Source organism: Geothrix oryzae (assembly GCF_030295385.1).
Classification (GTDB): Bacteria; Acidobacteriota; Holophagae; order Holophagales; family Holophagaceae; genus Geothrix; species Geothrix oryzae.
The window spans coordinates 1,810,362-1,833,486 of the sequence record NZ_AP027079.1; the positions used below are offsets into that span (position 1 = coordinate 1,810,362).

Below are 23,125 nucleotides of genomic sequence, written 5' to 3' on the forward strand. Positions count from 1 at the left end.
AGCGCTCCGGGAATCGTCTAATCGGCCAGGTTCCATATCTGGATGTGGCTGGTGCGTTTCAGCACCTCGGCCACGAGTTCCGGCGCAGGAGATCCGTAGGTCCGGACCTGGAACCGCTCGCCGCCCGGCAGGTGCACCAGGTGGACCGAGGCCCCGCCGGGAAAGTCGGGATGATTCGCCAGCGGCCGGGCGAGGGCGTCCAGATCGAGCGCCTCGAACCAGCCCGGAGGCAGCGGTGCCGTGCGGGCCCCGGGAATCAGGGCACCGACCTCCCGCGGCTGCAGGAGGATCAGATGGCTGATTCCGTCCTGCCTGCCCAGCCAGCTGAGAAAGGGGGGGAGGTCCCCGAACCCGATGCCGCCCTTGCGCCATTCGGGCCAGGCCCGCAAGGAACCCACGCCCGCCGCGTCCGCCGCCGCCATGGCCAGGGCGGCCAAGTCCGGCACGACCGGGGGGATCCAGGGTTCCACGCTCAGCATGCCGTCGAGCATGGCAGATCGGGTAGGCTGGGGCCCATGGGTACGATGCACCAGCCTGGAATGACCGGATCGGCCCAAGCCCCAGGAGGGCGGCCATGACCGGAGCCCGGCCCGTCATCGCCACCGGGCAGCAGATCGGCGCCGGCTGGAGCCCCGCCCTGTCCGTGGCCAAAGCCCTGGCCGCGCTGGCCGAGGCGCGGCGCAGCGGCGCCGAGGCCGTCTACTGGCTGGCGGACGAGGACCACGACCGTGCCGAGGTGGCGGGCGTCGTCGGTTTTGAGGGTGACCGCCTGAAGCGCCACCGCTTCCGCTTCGAATCGCGGATCGGCACCGCCACGGGCTGGCTGCCCTGGAACCCCACCCACCAGGCCGAGGCCGAGCGGCTCTGGGGTCCCCTGCCCGAACCCCAGGAGCCCACGCTGAGGGGCCATGTCCTGGCCCTGGGCCGGCCGCTGTGGGATCGGGGGATCCGCCCCTTCTCACCGACGGAGCCCCGGATCCGGGCCTCCATCCAGTCCGAGCTGGAACGCTGGCGGACCCTCGGCCTCGAGGCGCTGCTCATGCGACAGGCGGAGGCCCTGGAGGCCCAGGGCGCGCCGCTCCCCCTGGATCCGCGGGTGCAGGCCGCCTGGTTCTCCCTGGATCCCCAGTCGGGCCGGCGGCAGCGATTGGAGCGGGGCCAGCCTCTCCCGGTCGGTCACTGGCTCAGTCCCGGCGCCGCGGTGCGCCCCCTCATGCAGTCGCTGCTGCTGCCCGTCACCGCCGTGGTCCTCGGGCCTTCCGAGCGGGCCTACTGGCGTCTCTGCGAGCCGCTCTGGGAACGCGTGGGCCTCGCGGCACCGAAGATCCTTCCGCGGCCCACGGTCTTCGTCATCCCCCGGGGGTTCAAGGTCTCCTCCGCCCAGCTCGACGCGCTCAAGTTGGGTGCCTGGGATCGCCTCGCAGCCTGGCCCGGCGAGCTTCCCACAGCCAAGTTCCCGGCCGCGGAATCAGATCCATCCTGGCCCCAGGCCATCCAGGCGCGCTTCCAGAAGGAGCTCGCCCGGAGCCGCGACCGTCTGGCCAAGCTGGACCGCCGCCTGCACCGCGAGGCCGCCGACCACCAGCTGGGTGGCGATCCCGAGCGGCTGCGCCAGCTCCTCTTCCCCTTCAGCGCCCCCCAGGAACGCGTGATGCCGGGGGTTCCGTGGCTGCGGAACGAGAGGCTGCTCGATGCCATCCTGGAGCGCATGGATGGCGCATCTCCCGTGATCCTGGTGGAGGAACCATGAGCCCAGATCCTGAGGTCCTCGGCCTCGACATTCTCGCCATCGGCGCGCATCCCGACGATGTGGAAGTCCATGTGGGCGGCCTCCTGGCGCTGGCTTCGGACCGCGGCTTGAAGGCCGGCATCCTCGACCTCACCAGCGGCGACCTCGGCACCCGCGGCACCGCGGAAACCCGCCGCGCTGAAGCCCAGGAAGCCGCACGCATCCTCGGCGTGCCCCGCATCGTGCTGGACTTCCCCGATGGGCGCTTCACGGAGGAGGAATCCTATCGCCTGCGCCTGATGGCCGAGATCCGCCGGCTGCGGCCCCGAGTGCTGATCCTCCCCGCCCCGGAGGATCGCCATCCCGACCACCGCAGGGCCCACCAGCTGGGCCGGGAAGCCGCCTATTACGCGGGGCTGAAGAACTATCCCTGCAGCGGAACCCCCTGGCGCCCCGAGGCGATCGCCTGGGTGGGCGGTGAGAACCCCGGTCCGCCGGACCTGCTGGTGGATGTAACCGCCGTGTGGGAACGGCGCATGGCCGCCTTCGACGCCTTCGGCAGCCAGTTCACCCAGGACGCCTCGCAGCCCGTCACCCGCATCGCCCACCCCGCCTTCCGCCGCGGCGTCCTGGGCCGCGCCATGCACTGGGGCTCCTTCCTCATGTGCGACTGGGCCGAGGCCCTCTGGTGCGAGCGGCCTGTGGCCCCTGCCCTGCTCCGCCTGCTGGCGACGCTGGAGGGACGCTGATTTGAAACGCTTCGAATCCGACCTGCTCGCGCAGATCCAGCGCCGCGGCGATGGCGTGAGCGGCCGGGTGCTGGTGGCCTGCTCGGGCGGCGGCGATTCGGTGGCGCTGCTGGTGCTGCTCTGGACGCTGCGGAAGAGCCTCGGCCTCGACCTGACCGTGGCTCATGCGGACCACGGGCTGAGACCGGAATCTGAAGAGGACGCGCACTTCGTGCGGCAACTCTGCCGGGCCTTGGATCTCGATCTCGTCGAGGCGACCCTCGGCGTGAGGGCCCACGCCGCGTCGCGGGGCCTCGGCCTCGAGATGGCCGCCCGGGAGCTGCGCTGGGACTGGCTGCGGCAGGAGGCCGGGCGCACCGCCACGGAGGCGGTCGCCACGGGGCACACGCTGGACGATCATACGGAAACCGTCTTCCTGCGCCTGGCCCGGGGGGGCGGCCTGGGCTGCCTGCACCCTCTCGCGCCGCGCCAGGGCCCGCGCTGGTCGCCCCTGGCGGAGACGCGCCGCGCCGACCTCCGGGCCTACCTCACCTCCCGGAACATCCCCTGGCGGGAGGATGCCACCAACGCCGAACCCTTCACCGCGCGGAACCGCTGGCGGCCGCTGCTCGAGGCGATCCGCAGCGAGGCGAAGGAACTGGACCGCCACCTGTTCGAGACGCACCTGCAGGCCGAGGAGGCCGAGCAGCTGGCCCGGACCCTGATCGGCACCTGGGAGGGCTCGCGCTGGTTCATCCGGGACGAGGGCATCGCCTTCAAGCGGGAAGCCTGGAGCGAGCGGGACCTGCGCTGGACCCTCGAAACGGCCTTCCGCCGGCTGGGTTGGCCCCGCGAGGCGACCCTGCTCAGGGGCCTCGCTCCCTGGCTGGCCAAACGCCTCTTCCGGGGCCGCAAACCCTCGTCCTGGGGGAATTTCCACCTAAACCTTGAACCAGATGGCGGGTATCTGCATCTAAGACAAGGACCCGCGCCTTCCCGGACCTAGTAAACTGGAGGGCAACCTGGGCTCAGGCCCCAAGGAGTGACCCTTTGAATTCCATGATGAAAAGCGTTCTGGTCTGGCTGGGCATCGTCGCCCTCCTGGTTCTGGCCTTCCGCCAGATCCCCCAGAACAGTCGCCAGATCGAGATTCCCTTCTCGACCTTCTACACCGAGGGTGTGGGAGGCAAATACAAATCCGTGACGCTGTCCGGGTTTGATGTCGAAGGCACCTACAAGCAGCCCGAGAAGAACGCCAAGACCGGCGAGGCCATCGAGCGGTTCCGCACCGTGGCCCCGCCCATGCAGGACCTGGGCAAGGTCATCCTCAGCTGGAAGACCGAAGGGCAGCTCGAGGAGTTCAAGGCCGCCAAGCCCAGCGAGAACAACTTCGCCTATGTGCTGATGTTCTGGGCCCCCCTGCTGGTCTTCGTGGTGCTCTGGTTCGTCTTCATGCGCCAGGCCCAGATGGGCGGCAACAAGGCCCTGAGCTTCGGCAAGGCCCGCGCCAAGGGGCTTTCCACCAGCGCCAAGCGCATCACCTTCGCGGATGTCGCCGGCTGCGACGAAGCCAAGGAGGAACTGAAGGAGATCGTCGACTTCCTGAAGGATCCGGCCAAGTTCGTGAAGCTGGGCGGCAAGATCCCCAAGGGCGTCCTGCTCATGGGCCCTCCGGGGACGGGCAAGACCCTGCTGGCGCGTGCCATCGCGGGCGAAGCCAAGGTCCAGTTCTTCTCCATCTCGGGTTCCGACTTCGTGGAGATGTTCGTGGGCGTGGGCGCCAGCCGCGTGCGCGACCTCTTCGAGCAGGCCAAGAAGAGCGCCCCCTGCATCGTGTTCATCGATGAGATCGACGCCGTGGGCCGCCATCGCGGCGCCGGCCTCGGCGGCGGCCACGACGAGCGGGAACAGACCCTGAATCAGCTGCTGGTCGAAATGGACGGCTTCGAGGGCAATGAGGGCGTCATCCTCATCGCCGCCACCAACCGCCCCGATGTGCTGGACCCCGCCCTGCTCCGCCCCGGCCGTTTCGACCGGCGCGTGGTGGTGGACCGCCCCGATGTGAAGGGCCGCTTCGAGATCCTGAAGGTGCACACCACCGACAAGATCCCCCTCAGCCCCGATGTGGATCTGGAAGTCATCGCCCGCGGCACCCCCGGCTTCGCCGGCGCCGACTTGGCGAACCTCTGCAACGAGGCCGCCCTCACCGCCGCCCGCGGCAGCAAGAAGTGGGTCGAGATGGCCGACTTCGAGAATGCCAAGGACAAGGTCTACATGGGCAGCGAGCGCCGCAGCCTCGTGATGACCGAAGCGGACAAGCGCATCACGGCCTACCACGAGGCCGGCCACACGGTCGTCGCCGCCGTGGTGCCCGACAGCGACCCCATCCACAAGGTCACGATCATCCCCCGGGGCCGCGCCCTGGGCGTCACCTGGCAGCTGCCGATCACGGATCGCTACAACACGACCCGCGACTACATGGAGAGCCGCATCGCCATCGCCATGGGCGGCCGCATCGCCGAGGAGATCTTCTTCAACCAGCTCAGCACCGGCGCGGCCAACGACATCCAGCAGGCCACCGAGATGGCCCGGTCCATGGTCACGGAATACGGCATGAGCGACAAGCTGGGCCCGCTCAATTTCGGCGGCGGCGGCAACCACGAGGTCTTCCTCGGTCGCGATTTCGCCCAGCACCGCGAAATCTCCGAAGACACCGCCCGCCTCATCGATGTCGAGGTGCAGGAGTTCGTGCTCCGCAACTATGCCCGGGCCAAGTCGGCCATCGAGACCCACCGTGATCAGCTGGTGGCCATCGCCGAGGCCCTGCTGGTCCGCGAGACCCTCGATGGCAACGACATCGAGATCCTCATGAAGGGTGGCACGCTGCCTCCCCCCAAGGCCGGCAGCACGCCCACCGCCCCGGCCACGGTGGAGGGACCGTCCACGGATCCCGGCCTCAATCCCGCCCTGAAGCCCGCCTAGGTATGGCGCCGTTCGACTGGGGACCGCTTCTCGAAAGCGGTTCCCTTTTTCTCGGCATTCTGAATCTGACCCCGGATTCCTTCAGCGATGGGGGCCTGTTCGCCGCTCCCGCCGCGGCTCTGAATCAGGCCCAGGCCCTCGTCCAGGCCGGGGCCCGCATGCTCGACCTCGGCGCCGAGAGCACCCGCCCCGGGGCGGCCATCGTGAACGCGGACACCGAATGGAGCCGCCTGGAGCCGGTCCTGTCCGGCCTCGCAACGGCCGGTCCCGGAGTCCCCCTCAGCCTGGATACGCGCTACGCGATCACGGCCAGCCGTGGCCTCGCGGCCGGCGCCAAAGTGATCAACGATGTCACGGGCTTTTCCGATCCGGCGATGCTGGCGCTGGCTGCGCGCTCCCCCTGCGGCCTCATCGCCATGCGGAGCCGCCGCGCGGGCGCGGGCTTCCACATGCCGCCCTACGATGACCCCGCCCCCCGGGATGTCGAACAGGCCCTCGCGGAACTGCGCGCGGTCCGGGACCGGATGCTCGGCGCCGGAATCCCCCCCGGGCGCCTGCTGCTGGATCCCGGATTCGGCTTCGGAACCACCTTCGCGGAGGATCTCGCCCTGTGGGAGGCCCTGCCGCGCCTGCCTGAGCTCCTGGCCTGGCCCGCCGAGCGGTTCTGCATCGGCCTCTCCCGGAAGCGGTTCCTGGCCATCCGGGCCGGACGGCCGGACCTCGCCCCCGGCCTCCGCGACGGCCTCACGGCCCAGGCCCATGCCGAAGCAGCCCAGTGGGGCTACCGGGTCTTCCGGACCCATGCCATCACTTGAGGCCATCGCCTAAGGCCAGCCCGTGAGGCGCCCGCCATCCTCGGTTAATCTGACGGCATGAGTCTTCGCTACTTCGGAACCGACGGCATTCGGGGCGCTGCCTATCGCTCACCCCTCACCCTGGAGGAGGTATCCCGCTGGGGCGCGGCCTGGGCGCAGGTGGCCCGGGAGGCCGGCGTCAAGCGCCTGGTGGTGGGCTGGGATCCCCGGTCCAGCTCAGGCCCCATGTCCGAGGCGTTCATCCTGGGCGTCGGCCTGGGCCTCCAGGTCCTGGTGCTCGGCATGGCCCCCACGCCCGCCGTGGCCTGGAAGGTGGCGAAGCTCACGGCCGAGGGCGGGAAGACCTGGGGCCTCATGATCTCGGCCAGCCACAATCCGCCCGAGGACAACGGATTGAAGGGCTTCAACGAACTCGGCGAGAAGCTCGAGGAGGACCAGGAGCGGGCCATCGAGGCCGCCTTCGAGGCCCTGCCCGAACCCACCACCATCTCCGGCCCGCCCGCCCGCCTGGAGCTTCGACCCTACCTGTCCCACCTCGGGGGCATCGACCTGCCCGACGACTTCAAGGTCGTGATCGACTGTGCCCACGGCGCCACGGCCGAGGCGGCCCTGGAGCTCTTCCGCGGCCGCGGCATCCACTGGCTGGGCGTACCGGCGGACGGCCCGAGGATCAATGTCGGCGTCGGCTCCACCCACCTCGATGCCCTCTCCACCGCCGTGCTGGCCCACCAGGCCCAGCTGGGCATCGCCTTCGACGGCGATGGCGACCGCTGCCTGCTGGTGGATGGTTCCGGCCGGACCGTGGACGGCGACCAGATGGTCTGGCTGCTGGCCCAGGATCGCGTGGCCTGCAACGACGCCCCGCCCGGCGTGGTGGGCACCCTGATGACCAATGGCGGCCTGGCCCAGGCCCTCGCTCATGCCGGCATTCCCTTCGTCCGCACCGCCGTGGGCGACAAGTTCCTGCTGCGGGAGATGGCCAGGCGGGGCTGGGATTTGGCCGCCGAAGCCTCCGGTCACCTCATCCAGAAACGCGTGGGTCCCAGCGGCGATGGTCTTGCGGCAGCGCTGTCGATCCTCCGCGCCCTCCTGCATCGCCCCGTGGATCGGCGCTGGGAGTGGACCTTCCGCCCCTGGCCCCAGCGCCTCGTCAATGTGGTGGCCCCCGATCGCAAGGCCATCGAGGCCTGCGTGGACCTCACCTCCGCCATGGCCGCCGTCGATGCCCGCTGGGGTGAAGGCGTGCGTCAGGTGGTGCGCTGGTCCGGCACCGAACCCAAGCTCCGCCTCATGGTGGAGGCCCAGGAATCCGCGTGGGTGGATCAGGCCCTCCACGAGCTCGAAGCCGCGGCCCGCCGCGACCTGACGCTGGCCTAGGACCGCACATGGCGCCCGATGTCCGCCGCCCCGTCGACCGCTGGCTGGTGTTCTTCGCCCTAGCCCTGGTGGCCGTGGGGATGGTCTGGATCTACTCGGCCTCCGCCATCAAGGCCTCCCAGAACCACGCCGCCGCCACGGCCTTCCTCACCCGGCAACTCCTCGGCGGCTGCATCGGCATCGCCTTCATGCTCGCGCTCTCCCAGGTGGACCTCGCCCCGCTTCAGGATCACCCCCGCCCCCTGCAGATCGCCTACGGGATCCTCGTGATCCTGCTGCTCGCCGTGCTGTTCCTGGGGCCGAAGATCAACGGCGCCCACCGCTGGATCCGCCTCGGCCCCATGAGCCTGCAGCCCTCGGAGCTCTTCAAGCCCCTGTCCGTCCTCCTGGCCGCGGGTTGGATGGTGCGCCATCGCGAGGCCTGGTCCAACCATCGAGATGCCCTGCCCAAGCTGCTGGGCCTCACGGGCGTCATGCTCATTCCGCTCGCCCTGATCCTCCGCGAGCCCGACTTCGGCACCACCTTCCTGATCGTCTTCGTGACCTTGATGGTGGTGTTCCTGGGGGGCGCGCCCAAGTGGATCTTCGCCGTGGCGATTCCCATCCTCGGCGCCCTGGGCACCGCCTTCGTGGTGCTGTCGCCCTACCGGCTGGCCCGCGTGACCAGCTTCCTCAATCCCGCGGCCGATCCCCTGGGCAAGGGGCACCAGGCCCTCCAGAGCCTCGTGGCCGTAGGCAATGGCGGCTTCATGGGCGTGGGCCTGGGCGGCGGGAAACAGAAACTGTTCTTCCTGCCCGAGGCCCACACGGATTTCATCTACGCGGTGATCGCCGAGGAGGCGGGCCTGATCGGAACCCTCACGATCCTGGCGCTCTTCATCGCCATCCTGTGGCGGGGCTACCGCATCGCCCGCCGCGTGGGTGACGCCTACCTCAAGCTCTGCGCCATGGGCTTCGTGCTGCTCCTGGTGGTGCAGGCCCTCATGAACATGAGCGTGGTGCTGTCGCTGGCGCCCAACAAGGGCATCCCCCTGCCCTTCATCTCCTTCGGGCCCAACAGCCTCATCGCCAGCCTGGTCTGCCTGGGCCTGCTGCTCTCCATCAGCAAGGAAGCCGGATCAAGCTAGTCCGGGCCACCCAGGCGAATCGGCTCGTCATCGTCATCCTCCACCAGCGTGATGTTGGAGCCGCCGGCCAGCAGCACCGCGTCTTCGTACATGTTCTTCAGCTTCGGTTCAAAACGCTCCGCCTGGGCCAGCCGCGGATCCGCCCGGAACGACAGCGAGCACCGCAGAAGGCCGCGCAGATCCGAGGGCTCCAGGCCCAGGACCGCCGCCAGGACCTTCAGGGGATTCGTGGCTTCGGCACCGGCCAGGCTGGTGGTGCCGTACAGGGTGTCGCCCTCCCATCGGAGCTCCGTCACGAGGGGCCGCAGATCCAGCTGCTTGGCCTGTTTCCGCCCCTCGACCTTCCCGCCCTTCTCCCAGATCCATTCCGGGGCGGCGAGGAAGGCCGTCGCCCGGGCTCGGGCGCCCTCTGCCAGCCCCCGAGGACAGGTCCAGCGCCAGTGGGCGGCCAGGGCCAGCTCCCCCAACGGGGAGGCGTAGGGCGCGTGCGGTTCCCATGCATGGATGCTCAGGCCTTCGGGAAGCCGCGCGTTCAGTCGCGCCATCATGGCTTCGGCGGACTCTGCGGGCTCTTTCCGAAGCGAGAGCTCGAGCCATTCCGACAGCCCGCCGGCCCCGGCCGGCAGCGGGAGTTCCACGCGCAGCATGGGCCGCGGGCGCTTGCCCAGGTCCAGGGCCAAGCGGAAACCCTCCAGGCGGAAGGCCTGCAGGAAGAGGGCGTGCAGATCCCCATCGTCGAAATCCAGCGCCGGGCCGTCCTTCGCGTACGCCACGCGGATGGCGGTGCGCTGGGTGTCCAGTTGCCACCCGGCCTCGCGCTTGACCTGGGCTCTGGCCGCCAAGGGTTCCAGCTTGGCCGCGACGGCTTTGACGACGACCGGGTCGGCGCCGTCCCGCCGTGCGGACCGCAGCAGATCCAGGGCCTCTTCCGCAAGGTCCGCCGCGGTCACGGCCTCGACGACCGCCTCCGGGCCTTCCGGCATCCCGGTGAACAGGATCTGCCGCAGAGCCTGGAGCGGTTCCGGTTCGAGGCTCTCGCCGCCGCGTGCCATGGCCGCCAGGGCTGAGACAAGCCGGGCCTGCCGGGCCTGCGCCTCGGCGGGGATGAAGGAAGGATGCCCAAGGTCGCCCACGCTCCAAGGATAGTGAGTGGAGGGACGGAACGCGGAGGAAACCCCGCCTCCCTTCCGCGCAGAAATCGATAAAAAGGAACGGCCCTTACTGCCGGCCCAAGGGGGGATTTCCACATCCTCTGTGGGAACCGGGTGTGCAATCCGGAAGAATGCCTTCCAATTCAAGCCACTTGGATCCGTGCTGGGTTTTGGTGGCAGGTGGCCGGCTTCAGGCACCCATTGACAGATGACGCCGGGTTGGTTCAACGGTCCTTCCTCACCGCAAGTCAGACCTTTGCCTTTCAGCGTCCGACCCGCCAAGCTGGGATCCATCGCCATGATCCACGACCCCTACCTCGTCCCTCCCCTGCCGGCCTCGTGGCCGTATGAGCCCGGCTCGCCGCTCCGGCCGCTGGGATGCCGGATCAATCTCGAACTTCCCAGCCTCGGCGGCGGCTGGCGCGTCTGCACGCCTGGGGGCGTCGCCCCCGTCGGCGAGGCCGTTCCGCTGGAAGGCGCCTTCGGTCGGGGGGGCATCGTCCGCGTGGGCGACATGGTGATGCGGCCCTACCGGCGCGGCGGCCTGCTGCGCCACTTGAACGAGCGCACCTACCGTTCCCATCTCCGCTTCGCGGCGGAACATGCCGTGCACCGAGGCCTATGGGAGGCGGGCTTCCCGACCGTGGAACCGCTCGGCTACGCATGGCGGCCCACCCGCTTCGGCGTGGAAGGCGTGCTGTTCACGCGCATGGCGGAAGGCGAGACCTGGCCCCGCCGCTGGGACCGGGGCGCCGCCCGCGCCGGAGAGCTCCGCCGCGCCATCGCGTGCCTCTGCGAATGGGGCCTGTGGGCTCCCGATCTGAACGCCACCAATGTGATGCTGCCGGAGGCTGGCGGGGTCCTGCTGCTCGACTGGGACCGCGCGCGCTTCGAGCCCGAGGGCACGGATCTCTGGCCCCGCTACCGCGCGCGGCTCGAGCGCAGCCTCCACAAGCTGGGCGCGCCCGCCGAGGCCTTCACGATCATTGGATCTGAACCGCGTCCTTGATGAGCACGGTCTTCACCGGCAGGTTCAGGAAGTCGCTGCGCTTGTTGCTCGTCTTCACGGCCTTGATGCGGTCGACCACATCCATACCCTTGATGACCCGGCCGAACACGCAGTAGCCCCAGGTCTTGTCGTTGGCCTTGCCCTTGAAATCCAAGGTGGGGTTGTCCACCACATTGATGAAGAACTCCGCGGCCGCGCTGTGGGGGTCCGGCGTCCGGGCCATGGCCACCGTCCCGCGCTTGTTCTTCAGGCCCGCGGCCAAGGCGCGGTCGGCTTCGTTGGGGATGGAGGCGTCCGTGCGCTTCTTCCCCAGGTAGTCCACATAGCCGCCGCCCTGGATCATGAATCCCGGAATGACGCGGTGGAAGATGGTGCCCTTGTACTGGCCCTTCTTCACATACTTCAGGAAATTGTCCACCGTCTTCGGCGCGGCCTCGGGCTCGAGTTCCATGACGATCACGCCCATGGAGGTGTCCAGCTTCACCTGGGGCTTGGGACCGGCGCTCAAGGTCAGCGCGGCCATCGACAAGAGGAGGGCGATCAGGGGGCGCATCGGGTCTCTCCAGGGGGGATCTCCCAGGATAGCGCCGACGGGCCCTAGTACGCGCCCAGACTCCTGGCGAGGGCATCCCGCTGTCCCTTGAAGCCCTGTTCATCCCGGGCCTCGCGGATCTGGAGCCGCGCCTGCTCCCGCTGTCCGAGCTTCAGCAGGGCCTGCGCCCGCATGAGGGCCACCCAGCCCCGCTGGTCCGCAGCGGCCGTCTTGGCAGGGTACAGGGCCAGCGCGCCCCGGACATCGCCGGTCTGGAACCGGAGATCGGCCACCAGGATGCCGAGGGGTTCGCGGATCTCGCCCTTCTCGGTGCACCGGGCCCACCAGCCCTCGGCTTCCTTCAGGCGCAGGATCTGGGTCTCCCCCTTCCCCATCGGGCGCTGCAGCAGGCGCAGCAGCGCCTTCATCCGCTCCTGGCCGGGCCGCGCCCGTCCCAGCGCGGTTCGCAGCTGCGGCCAGTGCTCCAGCGCCGCTTCGGCGCGCGCCCGCGCCAGGGCCTCGTCCGGCGAATCTCCGCGGGGCGGCAGCAGCTTCAGCACACCCTGCGGCTGGGCTTCCGGCTGGACCTTGGCCAGCGCGGCCTTACGCAGCCCCGGGCGCTCCTTGGCGGGAGCTTCAGCTATCAGGGGTGGCAGGGCCTCCAGCAGGCCGTTGAAGGCCAGCAGTTCCGCCACTCCCGTGCGCCCTTTCGCTTCCAGCGCCAGGAAGGCGCCCGGTTTCAGCCGCGCCAGCAGCTCGCCCGGGAAACCCTTCTCCAGCCGCTGGGCCACCCAGGCATTCCAGGCGGTCTGCCAAAGTTTCTTCACCTCCGGTTCGCCCGGGACACCGCCCGCCTCCATGGCCTGCACCAGGTTGAGGGCCTCCTCCCACAGGGACTTCCCCACCAGCACTCGCAGTTCGACGAGCTGGGCGGGTCCCTTGGGCAGCTTCCGGCCGCCCTTGCGGATCTCGGCCAGCAGGGATTCCGCGCTGGGCATGTCCTTGGCATCGGCCAGGCTTCCATCTGTGAGCAGGCTCGCCAGAGCCAGGCGCGCGTCATCCGCCTGGACCGAGCTCGGGTGGTCCTTGATGAGCTTGCGCAGCACCTCGGCCGAGCCCTTGGCGTCTCCCGTGCGCCCCAGGGTCCGGCCGTAGGCCAGGTCAACCCGCGCCAGCAGCTCGCTCTTGGGATAAAGGTTCAGGAAGGCATTCCGGCTGCCTTCGATCTGGGCCCGGTCGCCCGCCGCGCCCAGGATCTCCACGATGGCCGCCAGGCCCTTTTCACTGGGTTTCTCATTGCCTTCCAGGGGTCGGAGCGACTGCACGATGGGCATGCCCTCCCGGGGCCGTCCCTGCTCCACCAGGGTCCACAGCAGCAGCTCCTGGGCCTTCCGCTTGCGCTCCGAGGTGAGGTCGGAGGCCAGGGCCCGGTGCAGGCGGCCCTCCGCATCCTTGAAGCGCCGCTGCCCGACGGCCTCTTCCGCCAGGAGGGTCTGGACCTCCCCCATGAAGGGGGACTTGGGCCACTGCTTCTCCAGTTTCTTCAGAGGCGGAGCCGCCGCGCTGAGATTCCCCAGGCGGGCTTCCAGCATGCCCTGGGCGTAGAGCACCAGCTCCCGCTCCGGCACCTTGCTCGACTTGAAGGTGTGGCCTTTCAGCCGGACGAGCAGCGCGCGGATGGCGGTGGGGTTTTCCGCCCTCAGCGCCTCCTTGGCCAGCTCGGCGGCCTGAGCGTCCGTCATCCGCTGGGGGGCCTTCTCCTGCGCGGAGACCCCGCCGGGGGCGGCCTTGGGCGACCCGTGTTGCCCCAGCAAAGAGGCCGTGGCGAACAGGATGGCCAGGCCCGCGGGACCGTTCACGCGAGCCACCGGGCCAGCAGGTTCTTCTTGCCCTGGTCGAACTCCTCGTCCGTGAGCAGCCCCTTGGCCTTCAGCGCGGCGAGCCGCTCGAGGTCCACCAGGGCGTCCGGCTTCTCGGCCGCTCCCCCCCCGGGGGCGATCTGGTTGGCCAGGATCTCCATGCGCCCCAGGGTGGTTTCCAGGCGTTCGGCCCGCTCAGTCAGGGCCTTCACCTTCTCCCGCAGCTCATCGCGCTCATGGGCCATGTCCCGGCGCTCCATGAGACGCCGGAGGGTGTTGCGGAACTGGTCGATCTGCATGGGCTTGGTGACGAAGTCGAAGGCGCCCAGTTCCATGGCCTCCGTCGCCTCCCGCACGCTGCCGAAGCCCGTCAGGACCAGGACCGTGCAGCTCGGGTTGGTGTTCAGCGCAGCCCGGAGCACATCCATCCCCGACATGCCCGGCATCACCAGATCCGTGATCACCAGCTCGAAGGGGGGCTTGGCGGACCGCAGCAACCGGTCGGCCTCCTCCCCCGTCGCCGCGGTCACCACCTGGAAGCCTTCGCCCATCAGCAGCGTGGACAGCGTCTCCCGGGGCACGGGGTCGTCGTCCACCAGCAGAAGTCTGGGGGGCGGCAGATGGGGCGGAACGATGGGGCGAGGCGTCACGGGAGATCCTGGGGCTGGCCTAAAGATACCTTTTCGGCCCGATTCGTGCCCGACTCGAGCCTGGGACTCATGCCGCCCCCCGCAGGCGGTAGACGAAGGCCAGGACCTGGGCCACGGCCTGGTAGAGGTCCTTGGGGATGGGCTGGTCCACCTCGACCGCCCGGTAGAGCGCCCGCGCCAGCTCCGGCCGCTCCAGGGTGGGCACGCCGGCCTCCCTGGCCCGTTCGCGGATCTTCAGGGCGAGGTGATCCAGGCCCTTGGCCACGCAGATCGGCGCGGCGGTCTGTTCGTCGTAGCGGAGCGCGATGGCCACATGGGTGGGGTTGGTCACCACCACCGTCGCCTTGGGGACTTCCGCCAGCATGTGCCTGCGCGCCGTGGCCTGCATGATGGACTTCTGCCGCTGCTTGACCTCGGGGCTGCCCTCCGAGTCCTTCGCCTCGTCCTTCACCTCCTGCTTGGTCATGCGGATGCTCTTCTCCCAGGTGAACCGCTGCCAGGCGAAGTCCGACAGGGCGAGCAGGAGCATGGCCAGCATTACATTCCGGTAGAGCGCGAAGACCGCGCTCTGGAACAGATCCAGCGACTGGCCCAGGGGCAGCTTCAAGGTATCGAGCAGGATCGGAATCCGCGGGGCCAGCACGGCGTAGGCCACACCGGTCAGCAGGGTGAATTTGGCCAGGCTCTTGATGAGGTCCATGGCGGCCCGGGAGGAGAAGATGCGCTTGAAGCCCTGGGCCGGGTTCAGGCGGTCGAACTTCGGCTGGAGCGGCTTCGTGCTGAAGCTGAAACCCCGCTGGGCGAACCCGGTCGCCAGGGCCACCAGCAGGTTCACGGCCAGGAAGGGGAGCAGGAGTCGCCCCAGGATCATCACCACATCCCCCAGCAGGGAGACGCGGCCCGCTTCCGCCAGCGCCCCGGGCTGGGCGCGGCGCAGGAAGTGGGCCACCTGCTGGGCCATCAGCGCCATGGTGGTGCCGCCCAGCCCCATGAAGAGGAAGAAGTTCCCCCAGAGGAGCACGGCCCCATCGAAATCTGTGCTCCGCGAGACGGATCCCTCATCTCGGGCCTTCTGCCGTCGCCGTGGGGTGGCCTTCTCGGTGCGGCCGGGATCATTGGCCATGTCAGCCCCCCAGCAGCTTCAGGGCCAGGCGCGGCGCCGTCTCGAAGAGCGGCACCAGCCAAGGGCCCAGCTCCCGGAGCAGGAGGCCGAGAATGACCATGCCCAGGGCGATCTTCAGGGGGAAACTCAGCTGGAGCAGCTGGAGCTGGGGCATGAACTTGCCGCAGATGCCCAGGACCAGATCCAGGAGGAACAGCACGGCCAGCACCGGGAAGGCCAGCTGGAACCCCTTGGCCAGCAGCTGTCCCAGCAGCGAGACCAGGTCCATCACCTGCAGCGGCACGCCCTGCCCCAGGGGCGCCACGCGGTAGCTGTCCACCAGGGCCACGATCATCTGGTGGTGCAGACCCGTCACGAACACCAGCAGCGTTGCCGTCTGCATCATCAGCGACCCGGACACGGAGGTGCTCTGGGAGCTGGAAGGATCGATGAATTGCACGAAGGAGAAGCCCATCTGGGTGTCCATGAGGGTGCCGGCGAACGCCACGGCCTCGAGGATCCAGGCCACCACGGTGCCCAGCAGCAGGCCGACGGCCAGCTCCGAGGCCATGAGGCCCAGCAGCTCCGGCAGGCCGGCCGGCACCGCGGCCGGAACGGGGATCACGGGAAGGATCACCGTGGCCAGCAAAGCGCCCAGGGCCGCGCGGATCTGGAGGGGCATCTGCTCGGACCCGAGCATGGGGAAAGCCGCCAGCAGCCCCGTGATGCGGGTGAGCACCAGCATCCAGAGCACCGCCTTGGCGCCCGTGAAGGCCCAGATGGCGGAGCTGGAGAGGGTCGGCGTCATGGCCCGCCTCAGTTCAACTGCCGTACGACGCCGTTGAACTCCGTGAACATGCGGGTGGTGAACTGCAGCATGACCTGGAGCATCCAGGGAAAGCTGATGGCCACCACCACCATCACGGCGACGACCTTGGGCACGAAGGCGATGGTCTGGTCCTGGAGGCTGGTCACCACCTGGAACACCGAGATCAGCAGGCCGACCACCAGCGACACCACCAAGGCCGGCCCCGCCACCAGCAGCGCCGTGCGGAGGGCATCCTTCCCGATCTGGGCAATCAGAAGCTCGTTCATCCGGTGTACCCCCTCACGAGCGACCCGACGATGAGGTACCAGCCGTCCACGAGCACGAACAGGAGCACCTTGAAGGGCAGCGAGATCACCACGGGCGGCAGCATCATCATGCCCATGCTCAGCAGGATGCTCGCCACCACCATGTCCACCACCAGGAAGGGCAGGAAGATCATGAAGCCGATTTCGAAGGCGGTCTTCAGCTCGCTGATGAGGAAAGCCGGCAGCAGGCATTCCATGGGCACATCGGCCTTGGTCCTGGGCGCCTGGGCCTTGGCGATGCGGAGGAACAGCGCCAGATCCTTCTTGCGGGTGTGGCGCAGCATGAACACCTTCATGGGCGCCGCCGTGCGGTCCAGGGCCTGATCCGTCGTCAGCTCGTTGCGCTGCAGGGGCTGCAGCACCGTGGCGTTAATCTCCCGAGCCGTGGGCGCCATGATGAAGAAGGTCAGCACCAGCGACAGGCTGATGAGCACCTGGTTCGACGGCGTCTGCTGGGTGCCGAGGCCCTGCCGGAGGAAATGCATGACCACCACGATGCGGGTGAAGCTGGTGGCGGTCATGAGGATGGTCGGCGCCATGGTGAGGATGGTCAGCAGCAGCACCGCCTGCAGGCTGGAGCTGAGGGCCGGGCCCGAGGGCGTCTTGCCGAAATCCACTGTCAGGGAGGGCAAGGGGGCCGGCTGCTGCGCGCAGAGGCTCAGCCCGGCCAGCAGCAGGAAGGCGACGGGAAGCCAGCGGAGGAGGCGCTTCACTGGCCACCTCCACCCTGCTTGAGGAGGGCCTCCATCTCCTTCACGGGGACCGGGCGGCCCAGGTCCACCTGGCGCGACAGGGCCTCGTCGAAGCTGTCCGGTTCGCCCCGGTCGCCGGGATCGAGGCGGGAGATGAGGCTGATGCCCTGGGGCGTCAGTCCGATGAGGAACCGTTCCCCCTCGGCCTCGAGGATGGACACGAAGCGCCGGTCACCCAGGGCGAGGGTTTCCTCCACCCGCAGCTTCCCGCCACCGCCCCCGGGGAGGCGGCCCCGCCCGTATTTCCTCAATGCCCAGAGGCTTCCACCGGCCAGCCCCAGGACCAGCACCAGCGATCCGAAGGCCCTCAGTCCCGAGGGCGCGCTTTCGGGGGCCTGCCCGGGAGTCGGTTTTCCGTCCTCCAGCGTCAAGGGAGCCTGCAGTTCCTTCTCCGCCGGGGTGGGCGGCGGTGCAGGCCGGTCCGTGCCCTGGGCCCCAAGACCCAGGCCCAGCAACAATCCAAAGGACAGCACGATCCGACGCAGCACGACAAACTCCCGACACAGTGCAGGAGAAGGGCGAGACGGATGCCAGGGCGACCCCAGCTCGGCCAGACCGGATGGGGGACCCGCACATCGAAGAGCACCCTCCAGGTGCCGATTCCTGGGTCCAGATGCGGAGATAGCTGGCGGGAGCGCCGACCTCGTCGGGCAGGGTCTCTCCGCAGGTCCAGGCCAGGCCCCCGACCCGGAAGACCTTGATCCAGCCCGGCTTCCCGGCGGATTCCGGGCCGACCCGCCCTTCGCGGCCATGGGAAAGCGGATCCGGAAGGTGCCTTTGGAGGGCGGCCGAACCTGGTTTTTCCGATTCGACACCTGTCTTCACAACGGATGTAGGATGGTGGCGACCATCCTGCATCCGGAGGTGCCCCATGGCGGTGTTCACCCTGTCGGTCAATGGCCGTTCGCACACGGTGGAGGCGTCCCCGGACATGCCCCTGCTATGGGTGCTTCGCGACCGCCTCAAGCTCACCGGCACCAAGTTCGGGTGCGGTCAGGGCCTCTGCGGCGCCTGCACCGTGCACCTGGGCGGGGAGCCGACCCGGTCCTGCATCACCCCCGTGGGCGATGTCGGGGTCCAGCGCATCACCACCATCGAGGGCCTGGATCCCCATGGAGCCCACCCCCTCCAGAAGGCCTGGATCGAGACGGATGTGTCCCAGTGCGGTTACTGCCAGACCGGCCAGATCATGACCGCCGCGGCCCTGCTGGCCAAGCATCCGAAGCCCACGGATCGGGACATCGACCAGGCCATGGGCGAGAATGTGTGTCGCTGCGGCACCTACCTACGGATCCGCGAGGCCATCCACCTTGCCGCGGGCCAGCGGAAGGAGGTGGCGCCATGAGCACCACCCGCCGCGACTTCCTCAAGACCACGGGCGCCCTCACCCTGGCCTTCGCCTTGCCGGTGAAGCTGAAGGGCGCCGCCACCCAGACGCCAGCTCCCGCTTTTGAACCCAGCGGCATGCTGCGGATCGATCCCGACGGCGCCGTCACCATCTGGGCCACGCGGACCGAGATCGGCCAGGGCGTGCGCACCAGCATGGCCATGGCCCTCGCCGAGGAACTGGAAGCGGACTGGTCCCGCGTGAAGGTCCTCCAGGCCTCCACGGCCCCACGCTTCGGCGACCTGGGCATCACCGGCGGCAGCCAGACCACCCGCAGCACCACCCAGGCCCTGCGCAAGGTCGGCGCCCAGGCCCGGGAGATGCTCCTGCAGGCCGCCGCGGACACCTGGGGCGTACCGAAGGCCGCGTGCCAGGCGCGTGCAGGCCGCGTCCAGCATCCCGCCACGGCCCGGAGCCTGGACTACGGAGAGCTGGCGGCCCGCGCCGCGAAGCTCCCCGTGCCCGCGGATCCGCCCCTGAAGGCTGCGAAGGACTTCCGCATCCTCGGACGCGATGTGGCTCGCGTGGACGGCCCGGACATCGTCACCGGGAAGGCCCAGTTCGCCACGGATTTCCACCTGCCCGGCATGCTGGTGGCCAGCATCGAACGCTGCCCGGTCTTCGGCGGCAAGGTGAAATCCTTCGATGCCTCCGCCGCCCTGAAGGTGCCCGGTGTGAAGCAGGTGCTGGAGGTCCCCAGCGGCGTGGCGGTTTTCGGCGAGGACACCTGGGCTGCCTTCGCGGGTCGCGAGGCGCTGAAGGTGCAGTGGGACGAGGGACCGTCCGCGAAGCTGGACAGCCCCGCCATCCGCCGGCAGTTCGAGGCCCGGCTGAAGGCCCCTGGCAAGGTGGTGCGCCAGACGGGCGACGCTGCCCAGGCCCTGTCCAAAACCGCCAAGCGGATCACAGCCACCTACGACGCTCCCTTCCTGGCCCACGCCACCATGGAGCCCATGGTGGCCGTGGCCGATGTGAGGCCGGACCGCTGCATGATCTGGGCGCCCACCCAGGCCGCGGGCCTGACCCTGCCCTTCGTGGAGAAACTCACGGGCCTGAAGGCGGACCGCATCGAGATCCAGGTCACCCTGGCGGGCGGCGGCTTCGGGCGCCGGGCCATGGCCGACTTCATCCTCGACGCCGTGGCCTGCTCCAAGGCCGTGGGCGCCCCCGTCAAGGTGCAGTGGACGCGCCCTGACGACTTCCAGCACGACGGCTACCGCCCCGCCACCCTGCACGAACTGGAAGCGGGCCTGGATGCAAAGGGCCGGCCCGTGGCCTGGATGCACCGGTTCGCCGGCCCCTCCATCGCCGCCTCGAACCACTTCCCCTGGCCTCCCGAAGCCGTGGAGCTGGCCGGGGCCGCGGACCTGCCCTACGACATCCCCAACCTCCAGGTGGAGTGGGGTCAGAGCGACACGCCCGTGCCCGTCTGGTTCTGGCGCGCCGTGCCCGCCAGCTTCAACCCCTTCGTCACCGAGTGCTTCCTGGACGAGCTGGCCCACGCCGCGGGCAAGGATCCCCTCGACTTCCGCCTCCAGAACCTCCCGAAGGCCCCGCTGAAGCTGGGCCAGCACGAGTTCGACCCGGCGCGCTACCGTGCGGTGCTGGAGCTGGCCGCGGCCAAGGCCGGGTGGCGGAAGCGCAAGCTGCCCAAGGGCTGGGGCCGGGGCATCGCGGCCCATGCCTACCTCGACTGCGGCACCTATGTGGCCCAGGTGGCCGAGGTGGAGGCCCAGGCCGGCGGCGGCATCCGCGTGCACCGCGTGGTCTGCGCCGTGGACTGCGGCCAGGTGCTGAACCCACGGAATGTGAAGGGCCAGATGGAAGGCGGCATCGCCTTCGGCCTGAGCGCCGCCCTCTACGACGAGATCACCCTCAAGGATGGCCGCGTGACCGCCTCCAGCTTCTCGGAACACCCCATCCTCCTGCTGCCGTCCATGCCCAAGGTGGAGGTGCACATCGTGCCCAGCGACCTGCCTCCGGGCGGCGTGGGGGAGCCGGGCCTCCCGCCCCTGGCCCCGGCCGTGGGCAATGCCGTGTTCGCCGCCACCGGCAAACGCCTGCGGAGCCTACCGCTCCTCCCTCCGGCGCTCCGCAAGGCCTGAGCTGCCACCCCAAGGCATAATGCCCTCATGCACAAAGAATTGCAGGACATCCTGGCACTCATCCGGGACCAGGCGGCGCCGCTGGCTTTGGCCACCCTGCTTCGCGTCGAAGGCTCCAGCTACCGACGGCCCGGCTCGCGGCTGCTCACCGATGGGGAACAGGTGCTGCGGGGCTCGCTCAGCGGAGGCTGCCTCGAGGGCGAGGTCCTGGCCCGGGCCCGGGAGGTGCTGGCCGACGGCGTCCCGCGCCTGCTCCGCTACGATCTCCGGGGCGAGGCGGACCTCGTCTGGGGCAGCGGCAGTGGCTGCGAAGGAGTCCTGGACATCCTCGTGGAGCGGCTCGACCCCGCCTCGCCGCCGGCCTGGGTGGGCTGGACCGAAGCCGTGCTCCGCCACCGGCGCACCCTCCGCATGACCACCGCCACCGGCGAGGGCTTCCCGCGCCGCCGCCTGGACGATGGGGACATCCCCGGCGCGGGAGAAGTCCTGGAGATCATCCCCCCTCCCATCGCCCTCTGGATCCTGGGGGCCAGCGATGACAGCCGCCCCCTGGTGCGCCTCGCGAAGGAACTCGGCTGGCGGGTGGGCCTGCTGGACCACCGCCCGGCCTTCGCGCGGCCAGAGCGCTTCCCCGAGGCCAGCCGGGTTCTCGCCGGCCACCCCGCGCAGCGGATACCGGATCTCGGGCTGGACGCCCACAGCGCCGTGGTGCTGATGACCCACAACTACCTGAAGGACCTGGAGGCCCTGCGCCTGCTGGCGGATTCCGACGCCCCCTATCTCGGCCTCATGGGCAGCCGGGCCCGCAGCGCGAAGATGGTGGCCGAGCTGGCCTCGGAAGGCCTCCACTGCGGCGACCGCCTTCACAGCCCCGTGGGCCTGGACCTCGGGGCCGAGGATCCCGGCACCATCGCCCTCGCCGTGCTGGCGGAGATCCAAGCGTGCTTCTGCGGCCGCACGGGCGGCCCTCTCCGAACGACTCGGACGGTCGTGTCGGCCTCATGATCGCCGCCGTGATCCTGGCGGCCGGAGCGGGCCGTCGCATGGGCGGACCGAAGGCCCAGCTGCGCGTCGAGGGAGACACCTTGCTGCGCCGGGCCACGCGGGTGGCCCTGGAGGCCGGCTGTGCGCCCGTGGTGGCCGTTGTCGGGGAAGGCGACCCGGGCCCTGGCGTCGAGGGAGTTCAGGTCCTCCCCAATCCCCAGGCGGCCGAGGGCATGGCCAGTTCCCTCCGCACGGGCCTCACGGCCCTGCCCCTGGAGGCGGAGGCCGTGCTGATCCTGACGGTGGATCAGGTCGAGGTCGACACGATCCTGCTCAAGCGCCTCCTGGCTCTGGCCGCCGCCGACCCCACCCGGCCCGCCGCCTGTGCCTACGAAGGTACCCTCGGGGTTCCTGCGGTGCTGCCCCGGCGCCTCTTTCCCGACCTGCTGGCCCTGCACGGCGATCGGGGCGCCAAGGCCATCCTCCTGCGCGAACAGGCGGCCGCCCTTCCCTTCCCGGGCGGAGCGGCCGACCTGGATACCCCGGCGGACCTGAAGCGGCTCAGGCGCTGAGGACGGGCTGTGCCCGGCCGAAGCGCGGAACCCCCGGACAGCATCAGGCGCTGAGTGCGGCCTTCTTCTGGAGGTGGTCGTAGCGCTTGCGCGCCTGCTCCAGCTCCGACAGGTGCGTACCCGCCCACTCGCAGAGGGCGCCCAGGGGCCCGATGAGCGTGTGGCCCAGCTTCGTCAGCTCGTATTCCGTGCGGGGCGGCACCTCGGGGTAGACATGGCGCGTGACGAGGCCATCGCGCTCCAGCTTGCGCAGCGTCTGGGTGAGCATCTTCTGGCTGATGCCGCCCACCTGACGATGGAGGTCGCCGTAGCGCTGCTTCCCCTTCGACAGGAGGTAGATGAGCAGGGTCGTCCACTTGTCGGCGATGAGATCCAGCGCCTGCCGAGTCGGACACTGGGCGCTGAGGACATTGGGAGCGAGGGAACAAGCTTTACTTACCATTGGGTGCCTACCTTCCAAATTAGTGCCTACTTTCTTTTCGATCGTAAGCACCTAAAGTTTGGGTCACGGGCGGAGCGAATGCAAGCACCCGAAAAGGAGATATAGAGATGAGCCAGATTTCCATCGTGTTCCACAGCGGCTACGGCCACACCAAGGTGGTGGCCGAGAGCGTGAAGGCCGGCGCGGAGACCATTCCCGGCACCAAGGTCCTGCTGGTTCCCGTCGAGGAGGTCGATGCCCACTGGGCGGACCTGGAAGCCGCGGACGCCATCATCTTCGGCAGTCCCACCTACATGGGCAATGTCAGCGGCCCCTTCAAGACCTTCATGGACGCCAGCTCCAAGCCCTGGAGCGAGCGGAAGTGGAAGGACAAGCTGGCCGCCGGCTTCACCATCAGCGGCAGCCCCAGCGGCGACAAGCTGAACACCCTCCAGTCCCTGATGATCTTCGCCATGCAGCACGGCATGGTGTGGATCGGCAATGCCGAGCTGCCCTACAACGAGGAGGGCATCAACCGCCTCGGCAGCTACACCGGCCTCATGGCCCAGGCGGGCCAGGTGGCCCCCGAGGTCGAGCCCAACCTGGCGGACCGCAGGAGCGCCGAGCTCCTGGGGCAGCGCATCGCCTCCGCGGCCACGCGCTGGGCGAAGGGCGCCTGAGATTGTCATGACCGGAAAGCCTTCCAGAT

The 23,125-nt window shown here is 69.4% G+C and carries 24 protein-coding genes; 13 read left to right on the forward strand and 11 right to left on the reverse strand.

All coding sequences use genetic code 11. From position 1 onward, the window contains the following. Positions 1–17: 17 nt before the first annotated feature. On the reverse strand, positions 18–491 hold the full coding sequence (locus tag QUD34_RS08315; RefSeq protein ID WP_286353225.1) for a hypothetical protein: 474 nt from the start codon (positions 489–491) through the stop codon (positions 18–20). Positions 492–574: 83 nt separating this feature from the next. On the opposite strand from QUD34_RS08315, the gene bshC reads away from it, so the two are divergent. Genes bshC through ftsW form a run of 7 tightly spaced genes read left to right on the forward strand, consistent with a single transcriptional unit; the run spans position 575 to position 8,758 of the window. Then, positions 575–1,750 (forward strand): bacillithiol biosynthesis protein BshC, encoded by a 1,176-nt coding sequence (bshC, locus tag QUD34_RS08320; protein ID WP_286353226.1) that lies wholly within the window; start codon positions 575–577, stop codon positions 1,748–1,750. Beyond that, positions 1,747–2,478 (forward strand): bacillithiol biosynthesis deacetylase BshB1, encoded by a 732-nt coding sequence (gene bshB1 / locus QUD34_RS08325; protein WP_286353227.1) that lies wholly within the window; start codon positions 1,747–1,749, stop codon positions 2,476–2,478. Before bshC ends, bshB1 begins: the two co-directional genes overlap by 4 nt. Position 2,479: 1 nt before the next feature. Then, positions 2,480–3,463 (forward strand): tRNA lysidine(34) synthetase TilS, encoded by a 984-nt coding sequence (gene tilS / locus QUD34_RS08330; RefSeq protein ID WP_286353228.1) that lies wholly within the window; start codon positions 2,480–2,482, stop codon positions 3,461–3,463. 44 nt (positions 3,464–3,507) lie between these two features. After that, the gene (ftsH, locus tag QUD34_RS08335; RefSeq protein WP_375379977.1) at positions 3,508–5,439 is read left to right on the forward strand and encodes an ATP-dependent zinc metalloprotease FtsH; all 1,932 of its coding nucleotides are present in this window, start codon (positions 3,508–3,510) and stop codon (positions 5,437–5,439) included. Positions 5,440–5,441: 2 nt separating this feature from the next. Continuing rightward, positions 5,442–6,254 carry a dihydropteroate synthase gene (gene folP, locus QUD34_RS08340; protein WP_286353230.1) on the forward strand — a complete coding sequence of 271 codons (813 nt, stop codon included), beginning with the start codon at positions 5,442–5,444 and terminating at the stop codon, positions 6,252–6,254. Positions 6,255–6,311: 57 nt separating this feature from the next. After that, on the forward strand, positions 6,312–7,631 hold the full coding sequence (locus QUD34_RS08345) for a phosphohexomutase domain-containing protein (RefSeq protein WP_286353231.1): 1,320 nt from the start codon (positions 6,312–6,314) through the stop codon (positions 7,629–7,631). Positions 7,632–7,639: 8 nt separating this feature from the next. After that, a complete protein-coding gene (gene ftsW, locus QUD34_RS08350; RefSeq protein ID WP_286353232.1) occupies positions 7,640–8,758 on the forward strand; it encodes a putative lipid II flippase FtsW in 1,119 nt (372 codons plus the stop codon). Here the strand turns inward: ftsW and QUD34_RS08355 are convergent. Further along, a complete protein-coding gene (locus QUD34_RS08355; protein WP_286353233.1) occupies positions 8,755–9,891 on the reverse strand; it encodes a TIGR03936 family radical SAM-associated protein in 1,137 nt (378 codons plus the stop codon). The genes ftsW and QUD34_RS08355 overlap by 4 nt on opposite strands. Positions 9,892–10,207: 316 nt before the next feature. Here QUD34_RS08355 and QUD34_RS08360 point away from each other — a divergent pair, with 316 nt between their 5' ends. Next, positions 10,208–10,918: a protein kinase family protein gene (locus QUD34_RS08360; protein ID WP_286353234.1), complete on the forward strand. Its 711-nt coding sequence runs from the start codon at positions 10,208–10,210 to the stop codon at positions 10,916–10,918. Here the strand turns inward: QUD34_RS08360 and QUD34_RS08365 are convergent. From QUD34_RS08365 to QUD34_RS08400, 8 genes are all read right to left on the reverse strand, one after another. Further along, positions 10,893–11,471, reverse strand: a complete 579-nt coding sequence (locus QUD34_RS08365; protein WP_286353235.1) for a peptidylprolyl isomerase — start codon at positions 11,469–11,471, stop codon at positions 10,893–10,895. The two genes, QUD34_RS08360 and QUD34_RS08365, sit on opposite strands and share 26 nt — an antisense overlap. 44 nt (positions 11,472–11,515) lie before the next feature. Continuing rightward, complete coding sequence (locus QUD34_RS08370) at positions 11,516–13,309, reverse strand: tetratricopeptide repeat protein (RefSeq protein ID WP_286353236.1); 1,794 nt, start codon at positions 13,307–13,309, stop codon at positions 11,516–11,518. Further along, positions 13,306–13,959 carry a response regulator gene (locus tag QUD34_RS08375; protein WP_286353237.1) on the reverse strand — a complete coding sequence of 218 codons (654 nt, stop codon included), beginning with the start codon at positions 13,957–13,959 and terminating at the stop codon, positions 13,306–13,308. The genes QUD34_RS08370 and QUD34_RS08375 overlap by 4 nt, the downstream gene beginning before the upstream one ends. Before the next feature lie 67 nt (positions 13,960–14,026). Then, positions 14,027–15,082, reverse strand: a complete 1,056-nt coding sequence (gene flhB, locus QUD34_RS08380) for a flagellar biosynthesis protein FlhB (protein WP_286353238.1) — start codon at positions 15,080–15,082, stop codon at positions 14,027–14,029. A 1-nt stretch (position 15,083) separates the two neighbouring features. Further along, positions 15,084–15,869: a flagellar biosynthetic protein FliR gene (gene fliR, locus QUD34_RS08385; protein ID WP_286353239.1), complete on the reverse strand. Its 786-nt coding sequence runs from the start codon at positions 15,867–15,869 to the stop codon at positions 15,084–15,086. 8 nt (positions 15,870–15,877) lie between these two features. Then, positions 15,878–16,156, reverse strand: a complete 279-nt coding sequence (gene fliQ, locus QUD34_RS08390) for a flagellar biosynthesis protein FliQ (protein WP_286353240.1) — start codon at positions 16,154–16,156, stop codon at positions 15,878–15,880. Further along, positions 16,153–16,908 carry a flagellar type III secretion system pore protein FliP gene (gene fliP / locus QUD34_RS08395; RefSeq protein WP_286353241.1) on the reverse strand — a complete coding sequence of 252 codons (756 nt, stop codon included), beginning with the start codon at positions 16,906–16,908 and terminating at the stop codon, positions 16,153–16,155. Before fliP ends, fliQ begins: the two co-directional genes overlap by 4 nt. Beyond that, complete coding sequence (locus tag QUD34_RS08400) at positions 16,905–17,435, reverse strand: FliO/MopB family protein (RefSeq protein ID WP_286353242.1); 531 nt, start codon at positions 17,433–17,435, stop codon at positions 16,905–16,907. The genes fliP and QUD34_RS08400 overlap by 4 nt, the downstream gene beginning before the upstream one ends. A 383-nt stretch (positions 17,436–17,818) precedes the next feature. On the opposite strand from QUD34_RS08400, the gene QUD34_RS08405 reads away from it, so the two are divergent. From QUD34_RS08405 to QUD34_RS08420, 4 genes are read left to right on the forward strand one after another with little or no spacing between them, the layout of a single operon-like run. After that, the gene (locus tag QUD34_RS08405; protein ID WP_286353243.1) at positions 17,819–18,292 is read left to right on the forward strand and encodes a (2Fe-2S)-binding protein; all 474 of its coding nucleotides are present in this window, start codon (positions 17,819–17,821) and stop codon (positions 18,290–18,292) included. Beyond that, the gene (locus tag QUD34_RS08410) at positions 18,289–20,439 is read left to right on the forward strand and encodes a xanthine dehydrogenase family protein molybdopterin-binding subunit (protein WP_286353244.1); all 2,151 of its coding nucleotides are present in this window, start codon (positions 18,289–18,291) and stop codon (positions 20,437–20,439) included. The genes QUD34_RS08405 and QUD34_RS08410 overlap by 4 nt, the downstream gene beginning before the upstream one ends. A 27-nt stretch (positions 20,440–20,466) precedes the next feature. Beyond that, positions 20,467–21,444, forward strand: coding sequence for an XdhC family protein (locus tag QUD34_RS08415; protein WP_286353245.1), 978 nt, complete (start codon positions 20,467–20,469; stop codon positions 21,442–21,444). After that, on the forward strand, positions 21,441–21,995 hold the full coding sequence (locus QUD34_RS08420; protein ID WP_286353246.1) for a nucleotidyltransferase family protein: 555 nt from the start codon (positions 21,441–21,443) through the stop codon (positions 21,993–21,995). The genes QUD34_RS08415 and QUD34_RS08420 overlap by 4 nt, the downstream gene beginning before the upstream one ends. A gap of 43 nt (positions 21,996–22,038) precedes the next feature. Here QUD34_RS08420 and QUD34_RS08425 read toward each other — a convergent pair whose 3' ends face one another. Then, entirely contained in the window at positions 22,039–22,437 is a 399-nt protein-coding gene (locus QUD34_RS08425) for a winged helix-turn-helix transcriptional regulator (RefSeq protein WP_286353247.1), read from the reverse strand. A 107-nt stretch (positions 22,438–22,544) separates the two neighbouring features. Between QUD34_RS08425 and QUD34_RS08430 the strand changes: the two genes are divergently transcribed. Continuing rightward, positions 22,545–23,096, forward strand: a complete 552-nt coding sequence (locus QUD34_RS08430; protein ID WP_286353248.1) for a flavodoxin family protein — start codon at positions 22,545–22,547, stop codon at positions 23,094–23,096. Positions 23,097–23,125: the final 29 nt, after the last annotated feature.